The organism is Streptomyces sp. NPDC012794 (assembly GCF_042901085.1).
In the GTDB taxonomy this organism is placed as follows: Bacteria; Actinomycetota; Actinomycetes; order Streptomycetales; family Streptomycetaceae; genus Streptomyces.
Map to the genome: position 1 here is coordinate 1 of NZ_JBIBCI010000019.1, position 19,966 is coordinate 19,966.

At 74.3% G+C, this 19,966-nt stretch carries 21 protein-coding genes and 1 pseudogene; 15 read left to right on the plus strand and 7 right to left on the minus strand.

Annotated features, from left to right (window positions below; translation table 11 throughout):
- The 8 genes and pseudogenes from ACFY7H_RS27890 to ACFY7H_RS27925 all read left to right on the plus strand — a co-directional run.
- Positions 1-100: pseudogene (locus ACFY7H_RS27890) on the plus strand (IS481 family transposase); the annotation flags it as partial.
- A gap of 380 nt (positions 101-480) precedes the next feature.
- On the plus strand, positions 481-1,500 hold the full coding sequence (locus ACFY7H_RS27895) for a segregation and condensation protein A (RefSeq protein WP_388943317.1): 1,020 nt from the start codon (positions 481-483) through the stop codon (positions 1,498-1,500).
- Positions 1,497-2,123: an SMC-Scp complex subunit ScpB gene (scpB, locus tag ACFY7H_RS27900; protein WP_388943320.1), complete on the plus strand. Its 627-nt coding sequence runs from the start codon at positions 1,497-1,499 to the stop codon at positions 2,121-2,123. Before ACFY7H_RS27895 ends, scpB begins: the two co-directional genes overlap by 4 nt.
- Positions 2,123-3,421: a pseudouridine synthase gene (locus ACFY7H_RS27905; RefSeq protein WP_388943324.1), complete on the plus strand. Its 1,299-nt coding sequence runs from the start codon at positions 2,123-2,125 to the stop codon at positions 3,419-3,421. The genes scpB and ACFY7H_RS27905 overlap by 1 nt, the downstream gene beginning before the upstream one ends.
- 164 nt (positions 3,422-3,585) lie before the next feature.
- On the plus strand, positions 3,586-4,221 hold the full coding sequence (gene pnuC, locus ACFY7H_RS27910) for a nicotinamide riboside transporter PnuC (protein WP_388943327.1): 636 nt from the start codon (positions 3,586-3,588) through the stop codon (positions 4,219-4,221).
- The gene (locus tag ACFY7H_RS27915) at positions 4,218-5,306 is read left to right on the plus strand and encodes an AAA family ATPase (protein WP_388943330.1); all 1,089 of its coding nucleotides are present in this window, start codon (positions 4,218-4,220) and stop codon (positions 5,304-5,306) included. Before pnuC ends, ACFY7H_RS27915 begins: the two co-directional genes overlap by 4 nt.
- Complete coding sequence (locus ACFY7H_RS27920) at positions 5,303-6,082, plus strand: NUDIX domain-containing protein (protein ID WP_388943333.1); 780 nt, start codon at positions 5,303-5,305, stop codon at positions 6,080-6,082. Before ACFY7H_RS27915 ends, ACFY7H_RS27920 begins: the two co-directional genes overlap by 4 nt.
- Entirely contained in the window at positions 6,079-7,095 is a 1,017-nt protein-coding gene (locus ACFY7H_RS27925; RefSeq protein WP_388943336.1) for an ADP-ribosylglycohydrolase family protein, read from the plus strand. The genes ACFY7H_RS27920 and ACFY7H_RS27925 overlap by 4 nt, the downstream gene beginning before the upstream one ends.
- A 24-nt stretch (positions 7,096-7,119) precedes the next feature.
- On the opposite strand, the gene ACFY7H_RS27930 is transcribed toward ACFY7H_RS27925, so the two are convergent.
- The 3 genes from ACFY7H_RS27930 to ACFY7H_RS27940 all read right to left on the minus strand — a co-directional run bounded on the left by ACFY7H_RS27930 (position 7,120) and on the right by ACFY7H_RS27940 (position 8,673).
- Positions 7,120-7,800 (minus strand): DNA polymerase beta superfamily protein, encoded by a 681-nt coding sequence (locus ACFY7H_RS27930; RefSeq protein ID WP_388943338.1) that lies wholly within the window; start codon positions 7,798-7,800, stop codon positions 7,120-7,122.
- Between the two features lie 28 nt (positions 7,801-7,828).
- Positions 7,829-8,251 carry a Rieske (2Fe-2S) protein gene (locus ACFY7H_RS27935; protein ID WP_388943341.1) on the minus strand — a complete coding sequence of 141 codons (423 nt, stop codon included), beginning with the start codon at positions 8,249-8,251 and terminating at the stop codon, positions 7,829-7,831.
- Between the two features lie 86 nt (positions 8,252-8,337).
- Entirely contained in the window at positions 8,338-8,673 is a 336-nt protein-coding gene (locus ACFY7H_RS27940) for a DUF952 domain-containing protein (RefSeq protein WP_388943343.1), read from the minus strand.
- A gap of 140 nt (positions 8,674-8,813) precedes the next feature.
- Here ACFY7H_RS27940 and ACFY7H_RS27945 point away from each other — a divergent pair, with 140 nt between their 5' ends.
- The 5 genes from ACFY7H_RS27945 (at position 8,814) to der (ending at position 13,506) form a co-directional block, all read left to right on the plus strand.
- Positions 8,814-9,287, plus strand: coding sequence for a YidB family protein (locus tag ACFY7H_RS27945; protein WP_388943346.1), 474 nt, complete (start codon positions 8,814-8,816; stop codon positions 9,285-9,287).
- Positions 9,288-9,410: 123 nt separating this feature from the next.
- A complete protein-coding gene (locus tag ACFY7H_RS27950; protein ID WP_388943349.1) occupies positions 9,411-10,499 on the plus strand; it encodes a prephenate dehydrogenase in 1,089 nt (362 codons plus the stop codon).
- Positions 10,500-10,621: 122 nt separating this feature from the next.
- Positions 10,622-11,323 (plus strand): (d)CMP kinase, encoded by a 702-nt coding sequence (gene cmk, locus ACFY7H_RS27955; RefSeq protein WP_388943352.1) that lies wholly within the window; start codon positions 10,622-10,624, stop codon positions 11,321-11,323.
- Positions 11,284-11,967, plus strand: a complete 684-nt coding sequence (locus ACFY7H_RS27960; RefSeq protein ID WP_388943355.1) for a lysophospholipid acyltransferase family protein — start codon at positions 11,284-11,286, stop codon at positions 11,965-11,967. Before cmk ends, ACFY7H_RS27960 begins: the two co-directional genes overlap by 40 nt.
- Before the next feature lie 75 nt (positions 11,968-12,042).
- On the plus strand, positions 12,043-13,506 hold the full coding sequence (gene der, locus ACFY7H_RS27965; RefSeq protein ID WP_388943358.1) for a ribosome biogenesis GTPase Der: 1,464 nt from the start codon (positions 12,043-12,045) through the stop codon (positions 13,504-13,506).
- Positions 13,507-13,522: 16 nt separating this feature from the next.
- On the opposite strand, the gene ACFY7H_RS27970 is transcribed toward der, so the two are convergent.
- Both ACFY7H_RS27970 and ACFY7H_RS27975 read right to left on the minus strand, forming a co-directional pair.
- Positions 13,523-13,918 (minus strand): hypothetical protein, encoded by a 396-nt coding sequence (locus tag ACFY7H_RS27970; protein ID WP_388943360.1) that lies wholly within the window; start codon positions 13,916-13,918, stop codon positions 13,523-13,525.
- Between the two features lie 161 nt (positions 13,919-14,079).
- On the minus strand, positions 14,080-14,895 hold the full coding sequence (locus ACFY7H_RS27975) for a hypothetical protein (RefSeq protein WP_388943363.1): 816 nt from the start codon (positions 14,893-14,895) through the stop codon (positions 14,080-14,082).
- Between the two features lie 293 nt (positions 14,896-15,188).
- Between ACFY7H_RS27975 and ACFY7H_RS27980 the strand changes: the two genes are divergently transcribed.
- Together ACFY7H_RS27980 and ACFY7H_RS27985 are read left to right on the plus strand one after the other, a co-directional pair.
- On the plus strand, positions 15,189-16,154 hold the full coding sequence (locus tag ACFY7H_RS27980) for a transglycosylase family protein (protein ID WP_388943366.1): 966 nt from the start codon (positions 15,189-15,191) through the stop codon (positions 16,152-16,154).
- 47 nt (positions 16,155-16,201) lie between these two features.
- Positions 16,202-17,185 (plus strand): helix-turn-helix transcriptional regulator, encoded by a 984-nt coding sequence (locus ACFY7H_RS27985; protein WP_388943369.1) that lies wholly within the window; start codon positions 16,202-16,204, stop codon positions 17,183-17,185.
- Positions 17,186-17,422: 237 nt separating this feature from the next.
- Here the strand turns inward: ACFY7H_RS27985 and ACFY7H_RS27990 are convergent, their stop codons facing one another.
- Together ACFY7H_RS27990 and ACFY7H_RS27995 are read right to left on the minus strand one after the other, a co-directional pair.
- Positions 17,423-18,478, minus strand: coding sequence for a phosphatase PAP2 family protein (locus ACFY7H_RS27990; RefSeq protein WP_388943371.1), 1,056 nt, complete (start codon positions 18,476-18,478; stop codon positions 17,423-17,425).
- Positions 18,479-18,769: 291 nt separating this feature from the next.
- On the minus strand, positions 18,770-19,900 hold the full coding sequence (locus ACFY7H_RS27995) for a glycosyltransferase family 39 protein (RefSeq protein ID WP_388943593.1): 1,131 nt from the start codon (positions 19,898-19,900) through the stop codon (positions 18,770-18,772).
- Between the last annotated feature and the right edge of the window lie 66 nt (positions 19,901-19,966).

A 19,966-nucleotide genomic window follows, 5' to 3' on the forward strand; every position in this document is an offset into this window, starting at 1 on the left:
AGACTTCCTCCACACCTACAACCACCACCGCTGCCACACCGCACTGGGCGGCATGCCACCCATCAGCCGCGTGAACAACGCTGCGGGTCAATACAGCTAGGCCGTCTCTCCCGGATCTTGTCTGACCCGCGACGTCTGGCACGGCGCCTCGCCGCGTTGTCGGCACAGCCGAGTACGTCCAGTACGCGCGCTGTGCCTCCGCCTTGCGAGGCACCGCAGCAGACGCCGCGGGCTTGACCGGCGAGATCGAAAGAGACGGCCTATGCCCTGTCGGCCCGCTGCCCGGGCCCTGGGCCGGTCGGCCGTCCCGCCCGCGGAGGGCCCGCCGGTGCGGGCCCGAAGCCCCGCCCGTGGCGGTTGCCCGGCCCGCGGTGCGGGCCGCCGCCCCGCCTCCGCGCGGCGGCGTCCGCGCGGGCGACCGGTCAGGGCCTACGCTGCATGTGGCCGGCCGGCCGACCTCCCGTACCACCCTGGACCGCGATGCCCCCGAACGAAGACCCCGCCCGCCGGAGCCCCGGCCGTGGGCCGGGGGCGGCCCAGGAGGCCCCTGAGGCGCCCGCTGAGGCCCGCGGCCCGGCCGGCGGCGGGGAGGATGCGCTGACGGCCTCCCCGGCCCCTGAGGGGCCGGCCACGGGCGCCGCGGGACCGGCGCCGGATCCCGGAGCCCCGGACGCGCCCCCGGCGCCCGGCCCGCCCGGCGCGGGCGACGGGCGGTTCACGCTGCGGCTCGACAACTTCGAGGGGCCCTTCGACCTCCTGCTCCAGCTGATCTCCCGGCACAAGCTCGACGTCACCGAGGTCGCGCTGTCCAAGGTCACCGACGAGTTCATGGCGCACATCCGGGCCATGGGCCCCGACTGGGACCTCGACCAGACGACCGAGTTCCTGGTGGTCGCCGCGACCCTGCTCGACCTGAAGGCCGCCCGCCTGCTGCCCGCCGCCGAGGTCGAGGACGAGGCCGACCTGGCCCTGCTGGAGGCCCGGGACCTGCTCTTCGCCCGGCTGCTCCAGTACAAGGCGTACAAGCAGATCGCCGCGATCTTCCAGGACCGTGCCGAGGCGGAGGGCAGGCGGTACCCCCGTACCGTCGGGCTGGAGCCGCACCACGCCGACCTGCTGCCCGAGGTGGTGATCAGCATCGGCGCCGACGGCCTCGCCCGCCTCGCGGTGCGGGCCATGCAGCCCAAGGCCGCGCCGCAGGTGTACGTGGACCACATCCACGCCCCCCTCGTCAGCGTGCGGGAGCAGGCCGGGCACGTCGTACGCCTCCTCAGGGCGCGGGGTGAGGCGACGTTCCAGGAGCTGACCGAGGACGCCCCGGACACCCTCACCGTCGTCGCCCGCTTCCTGGCGCTGCTGGAGCTGTACCGGGAGAAGGCCGTGGCCCTCGACCAGCCGGAGGCCCTGCTCACCCTCACCGTGCGCTGGTGCGGCGGGGACGGCGACGGGACGCCGAAGGTGACGGACGAGTTCGACCGAGTCGTGGAGGTGGCGGAATGACCGGGGTGCGGGACCGGCTGGAGCTGAAGGGCGCGCTGGAGGCCGTCCTGATGGTCGTGGACGAGCCCGCGACCGCCGAACACCTCGCCAAGGTGCTGGAACGCACACCGCGCGAGGTCGACGACGCCCTGCGCGCCCTCGCCGACGAGTACACCGCGCAGCGCCGCGGTTTCGAGCTGCGGCTGGTCGCCGGGGGCTGGCGGTTCTACACCCGGCCCGAGTACGCGGCCGCCGTGGAGGCCTTCGTCCTGGACGGGCAGCAGGCCCGGCTCACCCAGGCGGCCCTGGAGACGCTGGCGGTGGTCGCGTACCGCCAGCCGGTGAGCCGTTCGCGGGTCTCGGCGGTCCGCGGAGTCAACTGCGACGGGGTCATGAGGACCCTGCTCCAGCGGGGTCTGGTGGCCGAGGCGGGCACGGAACCCGAAACAGGTGCGATCCTGTACAGGACGACGAACTACTTTCTGGAGCGGATGGGCCTGCGAGGCCTGGACGAGCTCCCGGAGCTCGCGCCCTTCCTTCCCGAGGCGGACGCGATCGAAGCCGAGACGCAAGAAGGTGTGCCGTCGTTCGATCCGGACGCACCGGACACTGACGTAGACGACGACAAGACGACGGAACTTTGATGCGAAGCAGCGGCAACGGCAACGGTGGCGGCAACAGGAACAGCGGCGGCGGTGGCGGCGGACGCGGTGGCTCCCGCGGCGGCTCCTCCGGCGGCGGTGGCTACCGCGGTGGCTCCTCCTCCGGTGGGGGCGGTGGCTACCGGGGTGCAGGCTCCTCCGGCGGCAGCTCCTCCGGTGGGGGCGGCTACCGCGGCGGTGGCTCCTCCGGCGGGTACCAGGGCGGCGGCTCCGACGCGCGCGGCCGCGACCGTGACCAGGCGCCCCAGCGGCCCCGCAACCCCCGTCCCGAGGAGCGTCGCTACGACGTGGGCCCCGAGGGCGAGCGCAACGGACGCAGCGGCCCCAAGGCCGGTGGCGGCGGCGCCCGCGGCGCGGCGGCGCGCGGCGGGGCCAAGGGCGGCCCCAAGACCTCCCGGACCCCCGGCATCGGCGGGGCCGGCGGCCCGCGCCGCGGTCCGGGCAGCCGCAGCGGCCAGTCACGTCCCCGCGAGCTGGACGCGCGGATCGAGGAGCGCGTGCGCGACCGGTACGCCGACAAGCCCGTGATCAAGACCCCGAAGACCTTCCCGGGCGCCGAGGAGGAGGGTGAGCGTCTGCAGAAGGTGCTCGCCCGTGCCGGCATGGGATCGCGCCGGGCCTGCGAGGAGCTCATCGAGCAGGCCCGCGTCGAGGTCAACGGCGAGATCGTGCTGGAGCAGGGCAAGCGCGTCCTGCCGAAGGACGAGATCAAGGTCGACGGCCTCACCGTCGCCACCCAGTCGTACCTGTTCTTCGCGCTGAACAAGCCCGCCGGTGTCGTCTCCACCATGGAGGACCCGGACGGCCGCCAGTGCCTCGGCGACTACGTCACCAACCGTGAGACCCGTCTCTTCCACGTCGGCCGGCTCGACACCGAGACCGAGGGCATCATCCTGCTCACCAACCACGGCGAGCTGGCCCACCGCCTCACGCACCCGAAGTACGGCGTGCAGAAGACCTACGTCGCGGCCATCACCGGCTCGCTGCCGCGTGACATCGGCAAGCGGCTCAAGGAGGGCATCGAGCTGGAGGACGGCTACGCCCGCGCCGACAACTTCCGCGTCGTCGACCAGGTCGGAAAGAACTACCTGGTCGAGGTGACCCTCCACGAGGGCCGCAAGCACATCGTCCGCCGCATGCTGGCCGAGGCCGGCTTCCCGGTGGACAAGCTCGTCCGGACCTCCTTCGGCCCGATCGAGCTGGGCGACCAGAAGTCCGGCTGGCTGCGCCGCCTGACCAACACCGAGGTCGGCATGCTGATGCGCGAGGTCGGCCTGTAGGCCCCACCCCCGAAGTCCCGAGGACCCGCGGCGCCTTTCCGGCGCCGCGGGTTCTTCGTTTGCGTCTCCTGCCCTGCCCTGCCCTGCCCTGCCCTGCCTCGCGCCCGCACCCCAGGTCCGTCCCCGGTGCTTGCCGCCGGCCGCTCCCCGCCTTTATAGTCAAGATGACTATAAAGGGAGGGGCGGCCTTCATGGGCTGGAACACGAGCTGGACCGAGATCCTCGGCTTCGCCACGGGCGCCGTGTGCGTCTGGCTGGTGGCCCGGCAGCACATCGCCAACTGGCCGGTCGGGATCGCCAACAACCTCTTCTTCATCGTGCTGTTCACCCAGGCCGGCCTCTACGCCGACGCCGGGCTCCAGATCGTCTTCATCGCCCTCGCCGCCTACGGCTGGTGGTCCTGGACCCACGGGGGTGGACCAGGAACCGCCGGAACCCTGCCGGTGCGCCGCACCACGCGCGCCGAATGGGTCTGGCTGGTGGCGGCGGGGGCGGTGGGGACCGCCGCCCTGACCCTGCTGCTCGGCCGGGTCAGCGACTCCACCGTCCCGTTCTGGGACGCCCTCACCACCGGGCTCTCCCTCATGGCCACCTACGGCCAGTGCCGCAAGCTCCTGGAGTCCTGGTGGCTGTGGATCGCCGCCGACCTCGTCTACATCCCGCTCTACGCGTCCAAGGGGCTGTACCTGACCTCGGTCCTCTACACGGGCTTCCTCGCCCTGTGCGTGGCCGGGCTCGTCGGCTGGCACCGTACGCTCCCGGCCCGGGGCGCCCGCATGACCCTGGAGGCGACGGCATGAGCGGCGGCGAGCGCTACGGCCACGGGCTGGTGCTGGGCAAGTTCTACCCGCCGCACGCCGGCCACCACCACCTGGTGCGCACCGCCCAGGACCAGTGCGAACGGCTGACCGTCCTGGTCTGCGCGGCCTCCGTCGAGTCGGTGCCGCTCGCCGACCGGGTCGCCTGGATGCGCGGGGCGCACCCCGGGGCCGAGGTGGTCGGCGCGGTCGACGACATCCCCGTCGACCTGCGCGACCCCGCCATCTGGGAAGCGCACATGGCGGTCTTCCGCAGCGCCGTGGGCCGGCGCGTGGACGCCGTCTTCACCTCGGAGGAGTACGGCACCGAGCTCGCCCGGCGGTTCGGCGCCCAGGAGGTCAGCGTGGACCCGGCGCGCACCCTGTTCCCCGTGTCGGGGACCGCCGTACGCGAGGACCCGGTCCGGTGCTGGGAGTTCCTCGGGCCCGGCGTACGGGCCGCCCTCGCCCGGCGGGTGGTCGTCCTCGGCGCCGAGTCCACCGGCACCACCACCCTCTCGCGGGAGCTGGCCGCGCACTACCGGCGGCGCGGCGGCGTGTGGGCGAAGACGGGCTGGGTCGCCGAGTACGGGCGGCAGTACAGCGAGGAGAAGCTGGCGGCCGCCCGCGCGGCCGACCCGGCGGCCTCCTGGGAGGACGTCTCCTTCTGCTCGCCGGAGTTCCCGGTGATCGCCCGCCGCCAGGACGAGGCCGAGGAGCGGGCCGCCCGGCTCGGCTCCCCGGTCCTCTTCTGCGACACCGACTCCTTCGCCACCGGCATCTGGCACGAGCGCTACCTCGGCGGCCGCAACGCGGAGGTCGAGGAGATCGCCGCCCGCCGCCCCCGCGACCTGTACCTGCTGACCGACCACGAGGGCGTGCCCTTCGAGGACGACGGGCTGCGCGACGGCCCCGAGCTCAGACCGTGGATGACCGCCCGCTTCCGCCGGGAACTCGCCCGCACCGGGAGGCGTTTCCTGGTCGTCGGCGGGGAGCGGCGGACCCGGCTGGAAACGGCCGTGGCGGCGGTCGACGGCCTGCTGGCCGAGGGCTGGCACTTCGCGGCGCCCCTCCCGGAGCGCCGGTGAACGCCCCGGCGGCGGGCGGCCATGACGGCCGCTCCGGACCGCACGCCCCCGCGTCGTACGACCCGCACTCCTTCGAGCCCTTCGCGGTGACCGTCGACCTCGCCGTCCTCACCGTGCGCCGCGGAGCCCTGCACGTCCTGCTGATCCGGCGCGGCCAGGAACCGTACGCGGGCGCCTGGGCGCTCCCCGGCGGCTTCGTCCTGCCCAGGGAGTCCGCCGAGACGGCCGCCCGCCGCGAGCTGGCCGAGGAGACCGGCCTCCCGCCGGAGCTGGTCACCGCCCTGCACCTGGAACAGCTGCGCACCTACAGCGAACCGGACCGGGACCCCCGCATGCGGGTGGTGTCGGTGGCCTTCACCGCCCTGGTCCCCGACATGCCGGAACCGGCCGAGGAGGGCGGCGGGGACGCCGACCGGGCCCGGTGGGTGCCGGTGGGCGAGGTCGAGGAGCTCGCCTTCGACCACGGGCTGATCCTGGCGGACGCCCGGCAGCGGGTGGGCTCGAAGCTGGAGTACACCTGCCTGGCCACCGCCTTCTGCCCGCCCGAGTTCACCCTCGGGGAGCTCCAGGCCGTCTACGAGACCGCCTGGGGCACCTCCCTGGACCGCCCGAACTTCCGCCGCAAGGTGCTCGCCACGCCCGGCTTCGTCGAGGCCGTGCCGGGAGCCGCCCGGCTGACCGGTGGCCGCGGCAAACCGGCCGCGCTGTACCGGGCCGGACCGGCGACCACCCTCCACCCGCCCCTGCTCCGCCCCTCGGAAGGACCCACCCTGTGACCGCCACCAAGCGTGCCGCGACGGGCGCCCTCATCGGCCTGGCCCTCGGCGACGCCCTCGGCTTCCCGACGGAGTTCCACGACGTTCCCTCGATCCTCGCCAAGACCGGTCCGTGGCGCGAGATGCGGCTGCCCCGCCCCGCGATCGTCACCGACGACACCCAGATGACCCTGGCCCTGGCGCGCGGCATACGCACCGCCGCCGACCGGGGCCCGGTCGGCCCGCTGCGGCTGACCCGCCCGGTCCGCGAGGAGTTCGTCGACTGGTACCACTCCCCGGAGAACAACCGGGCCCCCGGCCGGACCTGCCTGGTGGCGTGCGGCCTGCTGAACGATCCGGAGCGCGACTGGCGCGACGCCAGCCAGACCGGCTCCAAGGGCTGCGGCGCGAACATGCGCGTGGTCCCGGTCGGGCTGGTCCCCGGCTGGACCGACGAGGAGCGGGCGGGCGCCGCCCAGCTCCAGTCGGCCCTCACCCACGGCCACCCCACCGCCCTGGCCGCCTCCGACCTGACCGCTCGCGCCGTGCACCTCCTCGCCCGGGGAGCCGAGGTCACCGGCCTGGTCGGGCAGCTGCGCTCGTACGCCCTGGAGAACCGCACCCGCTACCACGAGCGCTGGCTCGGGGACCTGTGGATGCGGACGGCCAGCGACGCCTCCCCGGAGTCCTTCATGGCCCGGGGCTGGGACGAGTGCCTGGCCGTGCTGGACCGCCTCGCCGCCGCCCTGCGCGCGCCGTCCCCCGAGACCGACCCCTGTCTGACCACCGGCGAGGGCTGGATCGCGGAGGAGGCCCTGGCCACGGCGCTGCAGTGCTTCCTGCTCTTTCCGGAGGAGCCCCTGACGGCCCTGCGCCGCGCGGCCTGCACGGCCGGGGACTCCGACTCGATCGCCTGTCTGGCCGGTGCCTTCGCCGGCGCCCACCTCGGCGCGGACGTCTGGCCCCGGGACTGGGAGGGCCGCATCGAGTACCGCGAGGAACTGCTGGCCTTCGGCGCCCTCTGGGACGCGTGAGCCGTGCGCGGCGGCGCCCGGCGGTCAGACCGCCGAGGCGCGGCGGGCGCGGTGGAGGAAGTCGGCGACGCGGGCCCGGTCCGGTTCGGCCGGCAGCGGGGTGGAGGCGAGGGCGGCCTCGGACTCCTCGGTGAGGCGGGTCATCCAGGCGTCGACCTCGTCCCAGCCCAGCTCGCCCCGCCGGACCGCGAGGAGGCGCTCGCGGTCCGGGCCCGCGTCGATCGTGAGGCGGCCGGTGCGCAGCAGGTCCCGGCAGGAGGCCAGCAGGCGCAGCAGGTGCATGGCGTGCTTCCAGCGGGGGGCGCCGTGGAGGCGGACGTCCGCGAGGAGCTTGCCGTGCTGGGAGGCCGCGTAGCGGCTGAAGCTGGTGTGGGCCCGGCGGGAGAGGAAGGCCCCGCGCAGGGACAGCAGTTCCTCGCCGACCGGGCTGATCCGCTCCACCAGCGGGGAGTGCAGGCACTCCAGGACGTTCGGGTTGGCGCGCAGCGCCAGCTCGCAGAAGCGCTCCAGCTCCCAGGAGAACTCCTCCTCCCGGGGCCCCTCGACATGGGTCGGGGGCTTCTCGAACCGCCAGAAGAGCGGCGTGGGGGCGAGGAAGACACCGCGCCGGTCGGTGTCGCTCGCCTCCGTGGCCAGCCCGAAGGCGCGGGAGCCCATCACACAGGCGTAGACGGTGTGGTCCCGGACCAGGGTGAGGTCGTCCATCCGGGGAGGGTAGGCGGCGCGGCGCTCGCTACGCGAGCGAGATTTCCCCCTCCGGGGACACGGTGATCTTCTTCTCCTCGAGCGGCTTGGTCGCCGGCCCCTGCAGCACCGCGCCGTCGGCCACCTTGAACTTGCTGCCGTGGCAGGGGCAGTCGATCGTGCCGTTCTCGACCTTGTTCACCAGACAGCCCTGGTGCGGGCACACCGCCGTGAAGCAGCGGAAGGCGCCCGCCGTCGGCTGGGTGACCACCAGCTTCTCCTCCTTGAGTACCATGCCGCCGCCCACCGGTACCGCCGAGGACTTCAGGAGCGGCTCCGGGGCCGTGCCCGGGGCGGAGGTACCCGCCGGAGGCTTCTCCGTGCCGGAGCCGCAGGCGGCGAGGGTGCCGCCCGCCAGGGCGGCGGCTCCGGCCGCCAGTACCGTGCGCCGGGCGGTGGGGGATTCGGTCATGCGGGGCTCCTTGCTGGGTGGCCGGGCTGGCGAGGTGCATCCTGGCGCGCGGCGGGCCCCAGGAGAAGCCCGCCACACCGTCCGTCTCACTCCGGCTGACGGGGGACCAGGTCCGCCGGGCCGCCGGGTGTGCGTACGACCTCCCACACGCGGAGCACGGCGTCGCGGTTCAACGGCCCGTGGACGTGCGGGTACCGGTCCCCGGGGCCCGTCCGGCGGACTTCGGCGGTCAGGGCCGCCTCGTCGAGTTCCACGGCGAGCAGGGTCCCGGGCGTCTCCCGGTAGCGGGACTCCACCAGGGCGAGCACGGTGGCCCGGTCCGCCGAACAGTGCACGAAGCCCTCCGAGGCGAGCGAGCCGGGGGTGTACGGGGAGCCGGGCGCGGCGCTCCACGCGGCGAGCGGAACGATGTGGAAGATCATGCCGGTGGTTCTACCGCACCGGACCGGGCCGCCGGGCTCCGAGTGGCAGTACGGGGCGATCCGGGTGACATTGTCCGTGTCCCGAAGCCGGGCCCGACGCTGAAGCGCCCGCCCGGTCCCCCTTCGAAAGGCACAGGACCATGGCGGGTAACGACCTAGGCGGACTCCTCGGCGGGCTCCTCGGCGGCGGCCGGGGCGGTGGCGCCGGCGGCGACGGCATCCTCGGCGCGCTGCTCGGCGCCCTGATGGGCGGCGGCGGCGCGGCGGCCGGTGGCCGGGCGGCCGGCGACGGCACGGCGGGCGGCGTCACGGCCGGAGGCGGCGCGGACAACCCCCTCGGCGGCCTGCTGGACATGCTGACCAGGTCCGGCCTGGCCGACCAGGCGCGGTCCTGGATCGGCACCGGCGACAACCAGCCCGTCAGCGGCGCCCAGATCAAGGAGGCGCTGCCGGACGACACCCTCCGCGAGACGGCCCGGCAGGCGGGCGTCAGCCCCGAGGAGGCGGCCGACCGGATCGCCCGGACGCTTCCGGAGGCCGTGGACAAGCTGACCCCGAACGGCCAGGTGCCCACCGAGTCGCTGGAGGACATCATCCGGAAGCAGAACCTCTGACCCCGGCACGGCTCCGCGAGGACCCGGCACCGTCCACAGGGCGGACCGCCGGGTCCTCGCGCGGTACCGGGTGGCTACCCTGAGTCAGGCCCTGCCGTTACGTGATCACCCTTGGAGCGCTCCGTGAGAACCGCCGTCGTCATCGGAACCGGACTGATCGGCACCTCGGCGGCGCTCGCCCTGACCGCCCGCGGGATCAGCGTCCACCTCGTCGACCACGACCCGGCGCAGGCCCGCACGGCCGCCGCCCTGGGCGCCGGCACCGACGACGCCCCCGAGGGCCAGGTCGACCTCGCGATCGTCGCCGTACCGCCCGCCCACGTGGCCGCCGCGCTGGCCGACGCGATCGGCGCCGGTCTGGCCCGCGCCTACGTGGACGTGGCCAGCGTCAAGGGCGGCCCGCGCCGCGAGCTCGCCGCGCTGGGCGCGGACACCTCCGCCTACATCGGCACCCACCCCATGGCCGGCAAGGAGCGCTCCGGCCCGCTGGCGGCCACGGCCGACCTGTTCGAGGGCCGGCCCTGGGTGCTGACCCCCACCCGGGACACCGACCACGAGGTCCTCAACCTCGCCCTGGAGCTGGTCGCGCTGTGCCGGGCCGTCCCCGTGGTGATGGACGCCGACGCCCACGACCGGGCGGTCGCGCTCGTCTCGCACACCCCGCAGCTGGTGTCCAGCATGGTCGCCGCCCGCCTGGAGGATGCCGACGACACGGCGGTCCGGCTGTGCGGGCAGGGCATCCGGGACGTGACCCGGATCGCGGCCTCCGACCCCCGGATGTGGGTGGAGATCCTCTCGGCCAACCCGGGACCGGTGGCCGACGTCCTGGCCGGCATCGCCGCCGACCTGGAGGAGACTGTGGAGGCGCTGCGCGGCCTCCAGTCCGCCGACGAGGCCGAGCGCAAGGGCGGCGCCGCGGGCATCGAGGACGTCCTCCGGCGCGGCAACGCGGGCCGGGTCCGCGTCCCCGGCAAGCACGGCGCGGCGCCGACGGCGTACGAGACGGTCGGGGTGTTCATCAGTGACAAGCCCGGCGAGCTGGCGCGGATCTTCGCGGACGCCGGCCGGGCCGGGGTCAACATCGAGGACGTGCGGATCGAGCACGCGACCGGCCAGCAGGCCGGCCTGGTGCAGCTCATGGTCGAGCCGCGGGCCGTGGCCCCGCTCACCACCGAGCTGCGCGAGCGGGGCTGGGCGCTCAGGCCGCAGTGATCCCGCCCCGCGAGGGGCGGCCGGGCCGGCCGGGAACGGAGGGCGCCCGGGGCCGGTAACCTGGTGCGGGGGCGCTTTTGGCGCGCCCGCACACTACGCGCAACCAGGAAGGTGCCCGCACCGTGGAAACCGCCGCTCCGTCCGCCGTGATCGTCGCCATCGACGGTCCCTCCGGCACGGGCAAGTCCAGCACCTCCAAGGCCGTGGCCGCCAAGCTCGGGCTGCGCTACCTGGACACCGGTGCCCAGTACCGGGCCATCACCTGGTGGATGATCACCAACGGCGTCGACACCGACGACCCGCAGGCGATCGCCCTCGCCGCCGGCAAGCCGGCCATCGTCTCGGGTACGGACCCGGCCGCCCCCACCATCACGGTGGACGGCCTGGACGCCTCCGGCCCGATCCGCACGCAGGAGGTCACCTCCAAGGTCAGCGCCGTCAGCGCCGTCCCCGAGGTGCGCGCCCTGATCACCGACCTCCAGCGCTCCATCGCCGCCGCGGCGGCCGAGGAGGCCGACGGGATCGTGGTCGAGGGCCGGGACATCGGCACCACCGTCCTGCCCGACGCCGATCTCAAGATCTTCCTGACGGCCTCCGCCGAGGCCCGCGCCGCACGCCGCAGCGGCGAGCTGCGCGGCAAGGAGGCCGCGGACCTCGCGGCCACCAAGGCGGCCCTGATCAAGCGGGACGCGGCCGACTCCGGCCGCAAGACCTCCCCGCTTGCCAAGGCCGACGACGCCATCGAGGTGGACACCACCGACCTCACGCTCGACCGGGTGATCGAATGCGTGGTCACCCTGGTGGAAGAGCGGCGGGGCAAGTGAGTGAAGCGCCCTCCCTCAAGGGAGCGGCGGTCGGCAGGCGCATCGGCATCGGCCTCATGTACGGGCTGTGGAAGCCGCGCGTGCTGGGCGCCTGGAAGGTGCCCGCCTCCGGCCCCGTGATCCTGGCCGTGAACCACGCGCACAACATCGACGGCCCCATGGTCATGGGCACCGCGCCGCGGCCGCTGCACTTCCTGATCAAGAAGGAGGCGTATGTCGGCCCGCTCGGCCCCTTCCTGGAAGGGATCGGGCAGGTGAAGGTCGACCGCGCCGGCACCGACCGCACCGCGATCACCCGGGCCCTCGCCGTCCTCGAGAACGGCGGCGCCCTGGGCATATTCCCCGAGGGCACCCGCGGTGACGGTGACTTCGCGTCCCTGCGCGCCGGGCTCGCCTACTTCGCGGTCCGCAGCGGCGCCCCGGTCGTGCCGGTAGCCGTCCTGGGCAGCACCGAGGCCAAGGGCAGGCTCGTCAAGGGCCTGCCGCCGCTGCGCAGCCGGGTCGACGTGGTCTTCGGCCCGGCCTTCGACGCCGGGGACGGCACGGGCCGTCGTACGCGCACCGCGCTGGACGAGGCCACCGTACGCATCCAGGGACGGCTGACCGCCCACCTGGCCGACGCCAAGCGCCTCACCGGGCGCTGAGCGAGACTTGACCTAGTAGTGGAACCGCGCTGCGCGGGTGCCACCGATCACCACGAACGACGAGGAACGGACTTCATGAACGACCAGTACGACCACGGAGCACTTGGCGATGCCGAGTACGCGGAGTTCATGGAGCTCGCCGCGGAGGAAGGCTTCGACCTCGAAGAGGTCGAAGGCGCGATCGAGGAGGCCGGCCACGGCCCGCTCCCGGTCCTCGCCGTCGTCGGCCGCCCGAACGTGGGCAAGTCGACCCTGGTGAACCGCATCATCGGCCGCCGCGAGGCCGTCGTCGAGGACAAGCCGGGCGTCACCCGCGACCGCGTCACGTACGAGGCCGAGTGGGCCGGCCGCCGCTTCAAGGTCGTCGACACCGGCGGCTGGGAGCAGGACGTCCTCGGCATCGACGCCTCCGTCGCCGCCCAGGCCGAGTACGCCATCGACGCCGCCGACGCGGTCGTCTTCGTCGTGGACGCCAAGGTCGGCGCCACCGACACCGACGAGGCCGTCGTCAAGCTGCTGCGCCGCTCCGGCAAGCCGGTGGTCCTGTGCGCCAACAAGGTCGACGGCCAGAGCGGCGAGGCCGACGCGGCCGCGCTGTGGTCCCTGGGCCTCGGCCACCCGCACCCGGTCTCCTCGCTGCACGGCCGCGGTACGGGCGACATGCTCGACGCCGTCCTGGAGGCCCTGCCGGAGGCCCCCGAGCAGAGCTTCGGCGGCACGGCCCTCGGCGGCCCGCGCCGCATCGCCCTGATCGGCCGCCCGAACGTCGGCAAGTCCTCCCTCCTGAACAAGGTCGCGCGCGAGGACCGCGTCGTCGTCAACGAGCTGGCCGGCACCACCCGCGACCCGGTCGACGAGCTGATCGAACTCGGCGGCGTCACCTGGAAGTTCGTGGACACCGCGGGCATCCGCAAGAAGGTCCACCTCCAGCAGGGCGCCGACTACTACGCCTCGCTGCGCACGGCCGCCGCCGTGGAGAAGGCGGAGGTGGCGGTCATCCTGATCGACACCACCGAGAACATCAGCGTCCAGGACCAGCGCATCATCACCATGGCCGTCGAGGCCGGCCGCGCGATCGTCATCGCCTACAACAAGTGGGACGAGCTGGACGAGGAGCGCCGCTACTACCTCGAGCGCGAGATCGAGACGGAGATGCAGCAGGTCTCCTGGGCGCCCCGCGTCAACGTCTCCGCGAAGACCGGCCGCCACATGGAGAAGCTGGTCCCGGCGATCGAGGCCGCCCTCGCGGGCTGGGAGACGCGCGTCCCGACCGGCCGGCTGAACGCCTTCCTCGGCGAGATCGTCGCGGCCCACCCGCACCCGATCCGCGGCGGCAAGCAGCCCCGCATCCTGTTCGGTACCCAGGCGGGCAGCAAGCCGCCGCGGTTCGTCCTCTTCGCCTCCGGCTTCCTGGAGCACGGCTACCGGCGCTTCATCGAGCGCCGCCTGCGCGAGGAGTTCGGCTTCGAGGGCACCCCGCTCCACATCTCGGTGCGGGTGCGCGAGAAGCGCGGCGCGCAGTACAAGAAGAAGAAGTAGCAGCGGCGGTCCGGGGTCAGTAGCCCCGGCGCGGAGCGGGCGGCAGGGCCGCCGGGACGTGTTGCATCCCGGTCTGGTGCTGCCGCCCGCCGCCGTATCCGGAGCCGCCCGCGTACGAGTACGCCGGCTGGGCCTGCTGCGGGACGTACGAGGGCTGCCAGGTGTCGGCCTGCTGCCACGAGGAACCGTTCCAGCCGCTGCCGTACGAGCCGCCCGTGCTGCCGCCGTACGAGGTGCCGGTGTACCCGCTGCCGTACGAGAACGCGGTGAAGCCGAGGTGCTCCTCGCCGGTACGGTCGCCCGGCAGCGCCCGGAAGGCGCGCAGGTACTCCGAGTACAGGCTGTCGTAGATCGGGGTGGGCGAGGCGCTGCTCGCACGGAACGGGGCGCGGGAGGGGTCGTATGAATGCACGTATCAGCCAACGAAACCGGCGCCCTGCGGATGCGGGGTGAAGGGGCGGAAAAACGCAGATCGCCGGGGGTGCGCGGGACGGACCGCGCACCCCCGGCGCATGCCGTCCGGCCCCCTCGGCGGGGGTGGGACGGCGGTTTCCGGGTGGGGAGGAGAGGAGCTCAGGCGCCCGGGGTGCCCGCCAGGGGCATCGAGGCGCCGACCAGCTTGCCGTTGCTGGCGGCCTTGTCGAGGGCGTCGCGGAGCAGGTCCTCGCGCGGCTGCTGGCCGATGGAGCCGACCGGGGCGGCGTAGAGGAGCACCCGCTGCGTCTTGTTGACGGCGGCCCGCCAGCCGTCCGTCACGCTCAGCGCCTGGTGCGCCTGCCACCAGGCCACCTGCTGCCCGCCCTCGGCGCCGGGCTGGAGCACGGCGTGCAGCTGCCCGCCGGCCAGCAGGACCGACCAGCCGGCGAGGGCGGACGGGACCTCGTTGGTGTCGGTGACCGGGATGAAGCCCTGCTCGATGAGGAGCGGGAGGAAGTCGTCGCCGGGTCCGGTGGTGCCGGGCCGGGCGATGGGAGCGGTCGGCTCGACGACCAGCGCCGGGTGCAGCTCCCCGGCGATCAGGATCAGGCCGCTGGTGATGCCGAGGACGGCCTGGCCGCCGGGCACCGACTGCGGGGCCGTGCCGCCGGCCTGCTCCGGGGCGGGGGCCGGGCTGTCGCCGGTGATGCTGCGGACCGCGCCCTGGAGCTGCTCCTCGGAGACGGCGACGACCTGCGAGGGGATGCAGGCCGCGTGGGCGAAGGCGAGAACGGCGGTCTCCTCGCCCACGAACAGCACGGTGCTCGTGGGGTCGGTCTCGGGGTCGCCGGGAGTGCGGCAGGAGGTGCAGTCGTAACTGCCCGGGGCGTCGTCGCCGGTGAGCAGCCTGTCGGCTTCTTCGTCACCGATCTCGGCACGTACCTCAAGACTGACGTCGAGCATGCGCGGCACGGGGTGGCTCCTCATTCGTGCGGAGGCCGGGGGGTTCCCGGCTCGCCGGGATCAACGGAGGAGCGGCGGCCGGGGTCACGCCGTTTGAGGGAACGGAATCGAACCGGCCACCCGGAAGAGTGAACCGTCCGACCGGGGCTTCTGCTTGATGCCAACTGTTGCCCCTTCGTGTGCAGTTGACGCCTGTTTTCTGTCGGGTCGGGGGTGCGTGCCGTGTCGGCCGACCGGGTGGGGCGGGGGCGGGCGCCGCGTGGCGCGGCGGGCCGGGTGCATCGGCTCCGTAGCGTGAGCCGATGCCCGATCTGTGTATGCGGCGGGCGGCGGCCGCCGCCGTGGCCGCGGCGGTCGCCGCGCTGGTGCTCGTCCTCCCGCCGGGTGTCGGCGCGGTCGCCGCGCCGCCGCCACCGGCCTCCGGCCCGGCGGCTGTCGCGTACCCGGGCTCGCCGGGCGTGATCGGCACGGGGCCCGGGGACTGCGGGCCGGGCGGGCATTGGCCGTGGGACTGCGTCGCGGACTGCGAGAGCCGCGGGCGCTGGGCGGTGAACACGGGCAACGGCTTCTACGGGGGCCTGCAGTTCTCGCAGCGGACGTGGGAGGCCTACGGGGGGCCGGTGTACGCGGCGCGGGCCGACTTGGCGAGCCGGGAGCAGCAGATCCGGGTCGCGGAGGAGCTGCTGGCGGGGCAGGGCTGGGAGGCGTGGCCGGTGTGCGCGCAGCGGTACGGGCTGGCGGGGCGGATGCACGTGGTGCGGGAGGGGGACACCCTGGACGGCATCGCCCGCCGACGCCGCGTGCCCGGCGGATGGCGTCCCCTCTACGCAGCCAATCGCACGCTGATCGGTCCGGCGGCGTCGCAGCTGAAGGTGGGCCTCTTCCTCACCCTCCCCCCGGCGAACCCGCCCACCCCGCCCCCGGCGAAGCCGGTCCCCGCGGGGCCCGCGGCCCCGGCTCCGGCGAAGCCGGCTCCCGCGAGTTCCGCCGCTCCGACGCCGGCGCCGTCGGCCTCCGCGGGCCCTGCCGTGCCGGCTCCGGCGCCGTCGGCCCCGGCTCCGGCGAAGCCGGTCCCCGCGGGGCCCGCCGCCCCGGCTCCGGCGAAGCCGGCTCCCGCGAGTTCCGCCGCTCCGACGCCGGCGCCGTCGGCCTCCACGGGTCCCGCCCGGCCGGCTCCGGCGCCGTCGGCCTCCCCGATTTCCGCGGCCCCGGCTCCCGCGAAGCCGACCCCCGCGAAGCCGGTCCCGGCCCCCGCCCCGGTGCCCTGAGGGGTCCGCCGCCCGTCCGGCGCGGGGGGAGGCGTCACACTGGGGGCGTGCTTGAGACCTCCGCGCGATTGCTGCGCCTGCTTTCCCTCCTGCAGGCCCACCGGGAATGGACCGGTGCCGACCTCGCCGCCCGGCTCGGGGTCACCTCCCGGACCGTGCGGCGGGACGTCGACCGGCTGCGCGAGCTCGGCTACCCCGTGAACGCCAGTCCCGGTACCGGCGGCGGGTACCAGCTCGGGGCCGGGGCGGAGCTGCCGCCGCTGCTGCTGGACGACGACGAGGCCGTCGCGGTCGCCGTCGGCCTGCGCACCGCCGCCGGCAACGGCGTCGAGGGGATCGGGGAGGCCTCCGTACGGGCCCTGGCGAAGCTGGAGCAGGTGCTGCCGTTCCGGCTGCGCGGACGGGTCTCGGCGCTCAACGAGTTCACCGTGCCCATGCTGCGCGGCCCCGGTCCGGCCACCGTCGACCCCTCGGTGCTCACGGAGCTCGCCGCCGCCTGCCGGGACAGCGAGCGGCTCCGGTTCGGCTACCGGGACCACGGCGGCGGCGTGAGCCGGCGCATGGTCGAGCCGCACCGGCTGGTGTGCACCGAGCGGCGCTGGTACCTCGTCGCCTGGGACCTCGACCGGGAGGACTGGCGGACCTTCCGCGCGGACCGGATCGAGCCCCGCCCACCGCACGGCCCGCGCTTCGTACCGCGCCCGGCCCCGGCCGAGGACCTCGCCGCCTATGTGTCCCAGGGCGTGTCGCACGGCGCGTACGCGGCACGGGCGCTGCTGCGGCTGCGCGTCCCCGCCGAGGAGGCGGCGGGGATCATCGGGCCCGCCGACGGGGTGCTGGAGCCGGTCGACGCGCAGAGCTGCCTGCTGCGCACCGGGGCGGTCAGCCTCGACGTCCTGGTGATTCACGTGATGCTGCTCGGCTGTGAGTTCGAGGTGGTGGAGCCGCCCGAGCTGTCGGACCGGATCCGGGGTCTGAGGGACCTCCTGGGCCGGGCCCTGGACAGGAGCGCGGAAATCCGGCAGGAGTAAGTCCGGACCCGCGGATTTCCTTATGCCCGGCGGAATTCGAAAGGGGTTCGCCAAGCCGGGATTACCGCGGCGGTTGTCGACAACCCGTGACACAAGTGTGACCCGGCGCGGAGGAACATCCGCTCACCGGGCTGACGTGTCCGGACATATGAACGCCGACGGCGGGCCGGTCCGAGGGACCGGCCCGCCGTTTCTCGCGGTGCGGGGTGGGGCTGTGCGTACCGGCCCCGCGGGGGGTCAGCCGCCCGTGGCCGGGCGGGCCGAGGCTCCCCGGGCGGAGGCCCGCTCGGTGTGTGCCGGGCGGCGGCTGCCCCCGGGCGTGAGCGGGGTCCGCTCCGAGCGTATGACGTGCTGGCGGGAGAGCTGGTGCGCGGCGGGGCGCAGCGCGGGGGAGTGCGTGGCGGGGGCCTGGGCGGCGGACGCCGGAGCCCCGTCCTCCGCGTCGGCGGGGGCGCGTCCTGGCTGCCACTTGCCGCCCGCGGAGAGCAGCGGGGTGATCGCGGCGGCGACGGGTTCGGAGATCCGGCCCTCCTCCAGCCGGCGGCGCCACTGCTCGCGCAGCTCGAAGACGTAGGCCTCGGCGCGGCTGATGAGCGGCTCGAACCAGGGCAGCGCCAGCATGATGAGCAGTCCGGCGGTCCAGCCGAGGAGCACGTCGCTCACCCAGTGGGTGCCGAGGTACACGGTGGTGGCGCCGACGCTCAGCGAGACCACCGCGGAGACCACGGACAGCACCCGGCGGGTGACGGTGGTGGAGGCCAGGTAGGCCAGGATCCCCCAGGTCACCACGGCGTTGGCGGTGTGGCCCGAAGGGAATATATCGCCGCCGGCGAAGAGTTCGGCCGAGCCGATCTGGGTGGCGTAGTGGGGGCCGAGCCGGCCGAGGCCGAGCTTGACGGAGCCCACGGTGATGTTGAGCAGCAGCAGCGCCACGCCGAGCGCGATCAGCGGACGCAGGGTGTGCTGGCGCCAGGAGCGCCAGCCGAGCCAGGCCGCGACCATCACGGCGGTGGGCCCGCGCTGGCCGAGTACGACGAGGTAGTCGAGGAAGGCGTGCACCTGCGGCCACTGCTCGTAGGGCCGGAAGAACATGATCTGCCAGTCCAGCCGGACGAGCCAGGAGGTCGTCAACACGGCCACGACGGTCACCAGGTAGAAGGCGAGGGTCGCGGAGAGGAGCACGACGCGATGCCGGCTCATCTGCGGAGTTTGCAGATGAGCCGGTCGCTCTGGTTCCCGGTCGAGCCGGGCGAACACCGGCTCCAGACGGGCAAGCATTTGGTCGGTACGCACTCAATCGACGTTACCGCGCGTTGAAGCGCAGCCCGGGCGAATCGCGCGCTTTGTGATGACCATGTGATGTGGAGTGCGTCTCATGGGGGGACTTAATTCCCCTTCTTCCGGCACTTGTTGGAACTTTCCGGATTCAACTCCGGCAGTCCCGCCGCCGTAATTATCGGCATACTTACACGCGATTTATTGCCGTCGGCCAATTCCTTTGCGCAATCATGGATGGGAATGATCCATTCCGTGATCACGCCCCATCCGTGCGCCCGTCCGTGTGCCCCGCCCGCCGCCACCGGTCTACGGAGGTCCCGAACCGCCCAGCCAGAAGGCCCCGTACGCCGCCGAGGCCAGCGCCAGCGCACCCAGTACGGCCGCCGCCCGCCCGGTCCGCCACCGCGCCAGCGCCACCGCCAGGGGCAGCAGCAGCGGGAAGGCGGGCAGCAGCAGCCGGGGCTTGGAGCCGAAGTACCCGGAGGCGCACAGGGCCAGCGCCACCACGATCCCGCAGTACACGAGCAGCGCGGCCGGCTGCCGGTCCCGCACGCACAGCCGGTACAGCCACAGCACCAGCAGCACCCCCGCGACCAGGCCCACGCCGGCGGCGAAGGCGGGGGAGGCCAGCCGCGCCCCGATGAACCGGGCGAAGGCCCAGCCCCCGTCGAAGCCGTTGCCCCAGCCCGCCTGCACGTCCAGGTAGCCCGTCGGCCCGCCACCGGTCCGGGCCCCCACCCACAGCGCGTACGCCGCCGCCCCCAGCGGAGCGAGCAGTACCCCGGCCGCCGTCCGCCACGAGCGCTCCCCGCGCCGCCAGGCCAGGGCGGCCGCCACCCACACCGCCGCGACCACCGCCGCCCCGACCGGGCGGGTGAGCCCCGCCCCCGCCGCGAGCAGGCCCGCCGCGATCCACCGCCCGCGCAGCACCGCGTAGAGCGCCCAGGCGGCCAGGGCGGTGAACAGCGACTCGCTGTACGCCATGGACTGCACGATCCCCACCGGCAGCGCGGCCCACAGTGCCACCGCGAGCACCCCGGCGCGCCGCCCGTACAGCAGATCGGCGACGGCGAAGATCCCCCAGGCGGCGGCGAGCCCCGCCACGGCGGAGACCACCAGGCCCGCCGATCCGTACGAGAGCCCCGTGGGCGCCGCCACCAGCCGCTCCAGCCACGGCAGCAGCGGGAAGAAGGCCAGGTTGGAATGGACGGCCCCGCTGGGCAGCACCACCTCGTACCCGTACCCCTCGGCGGCGATCCGTGCGTACCAGAGCGAGTCCCAGCGGGCCGAGAGCAGGGTGTGGGGGCTGCTGCCGGCCGCCGCGCACCACAGCGCGAGCACCCCCAGCCCCAGCAGCCGCACCGCGGCGAAGGCGGCGAGCGCCGGCGCGGCACGGCGCGGTCCGGGAGGCTTCGCGGGGACGTCGTCTACGGGCACAGTGGTCACGGGGACGAGTATCGACGCCGCGACCGGCGGGGACGGAATCGCGGCTACGCACCGTGA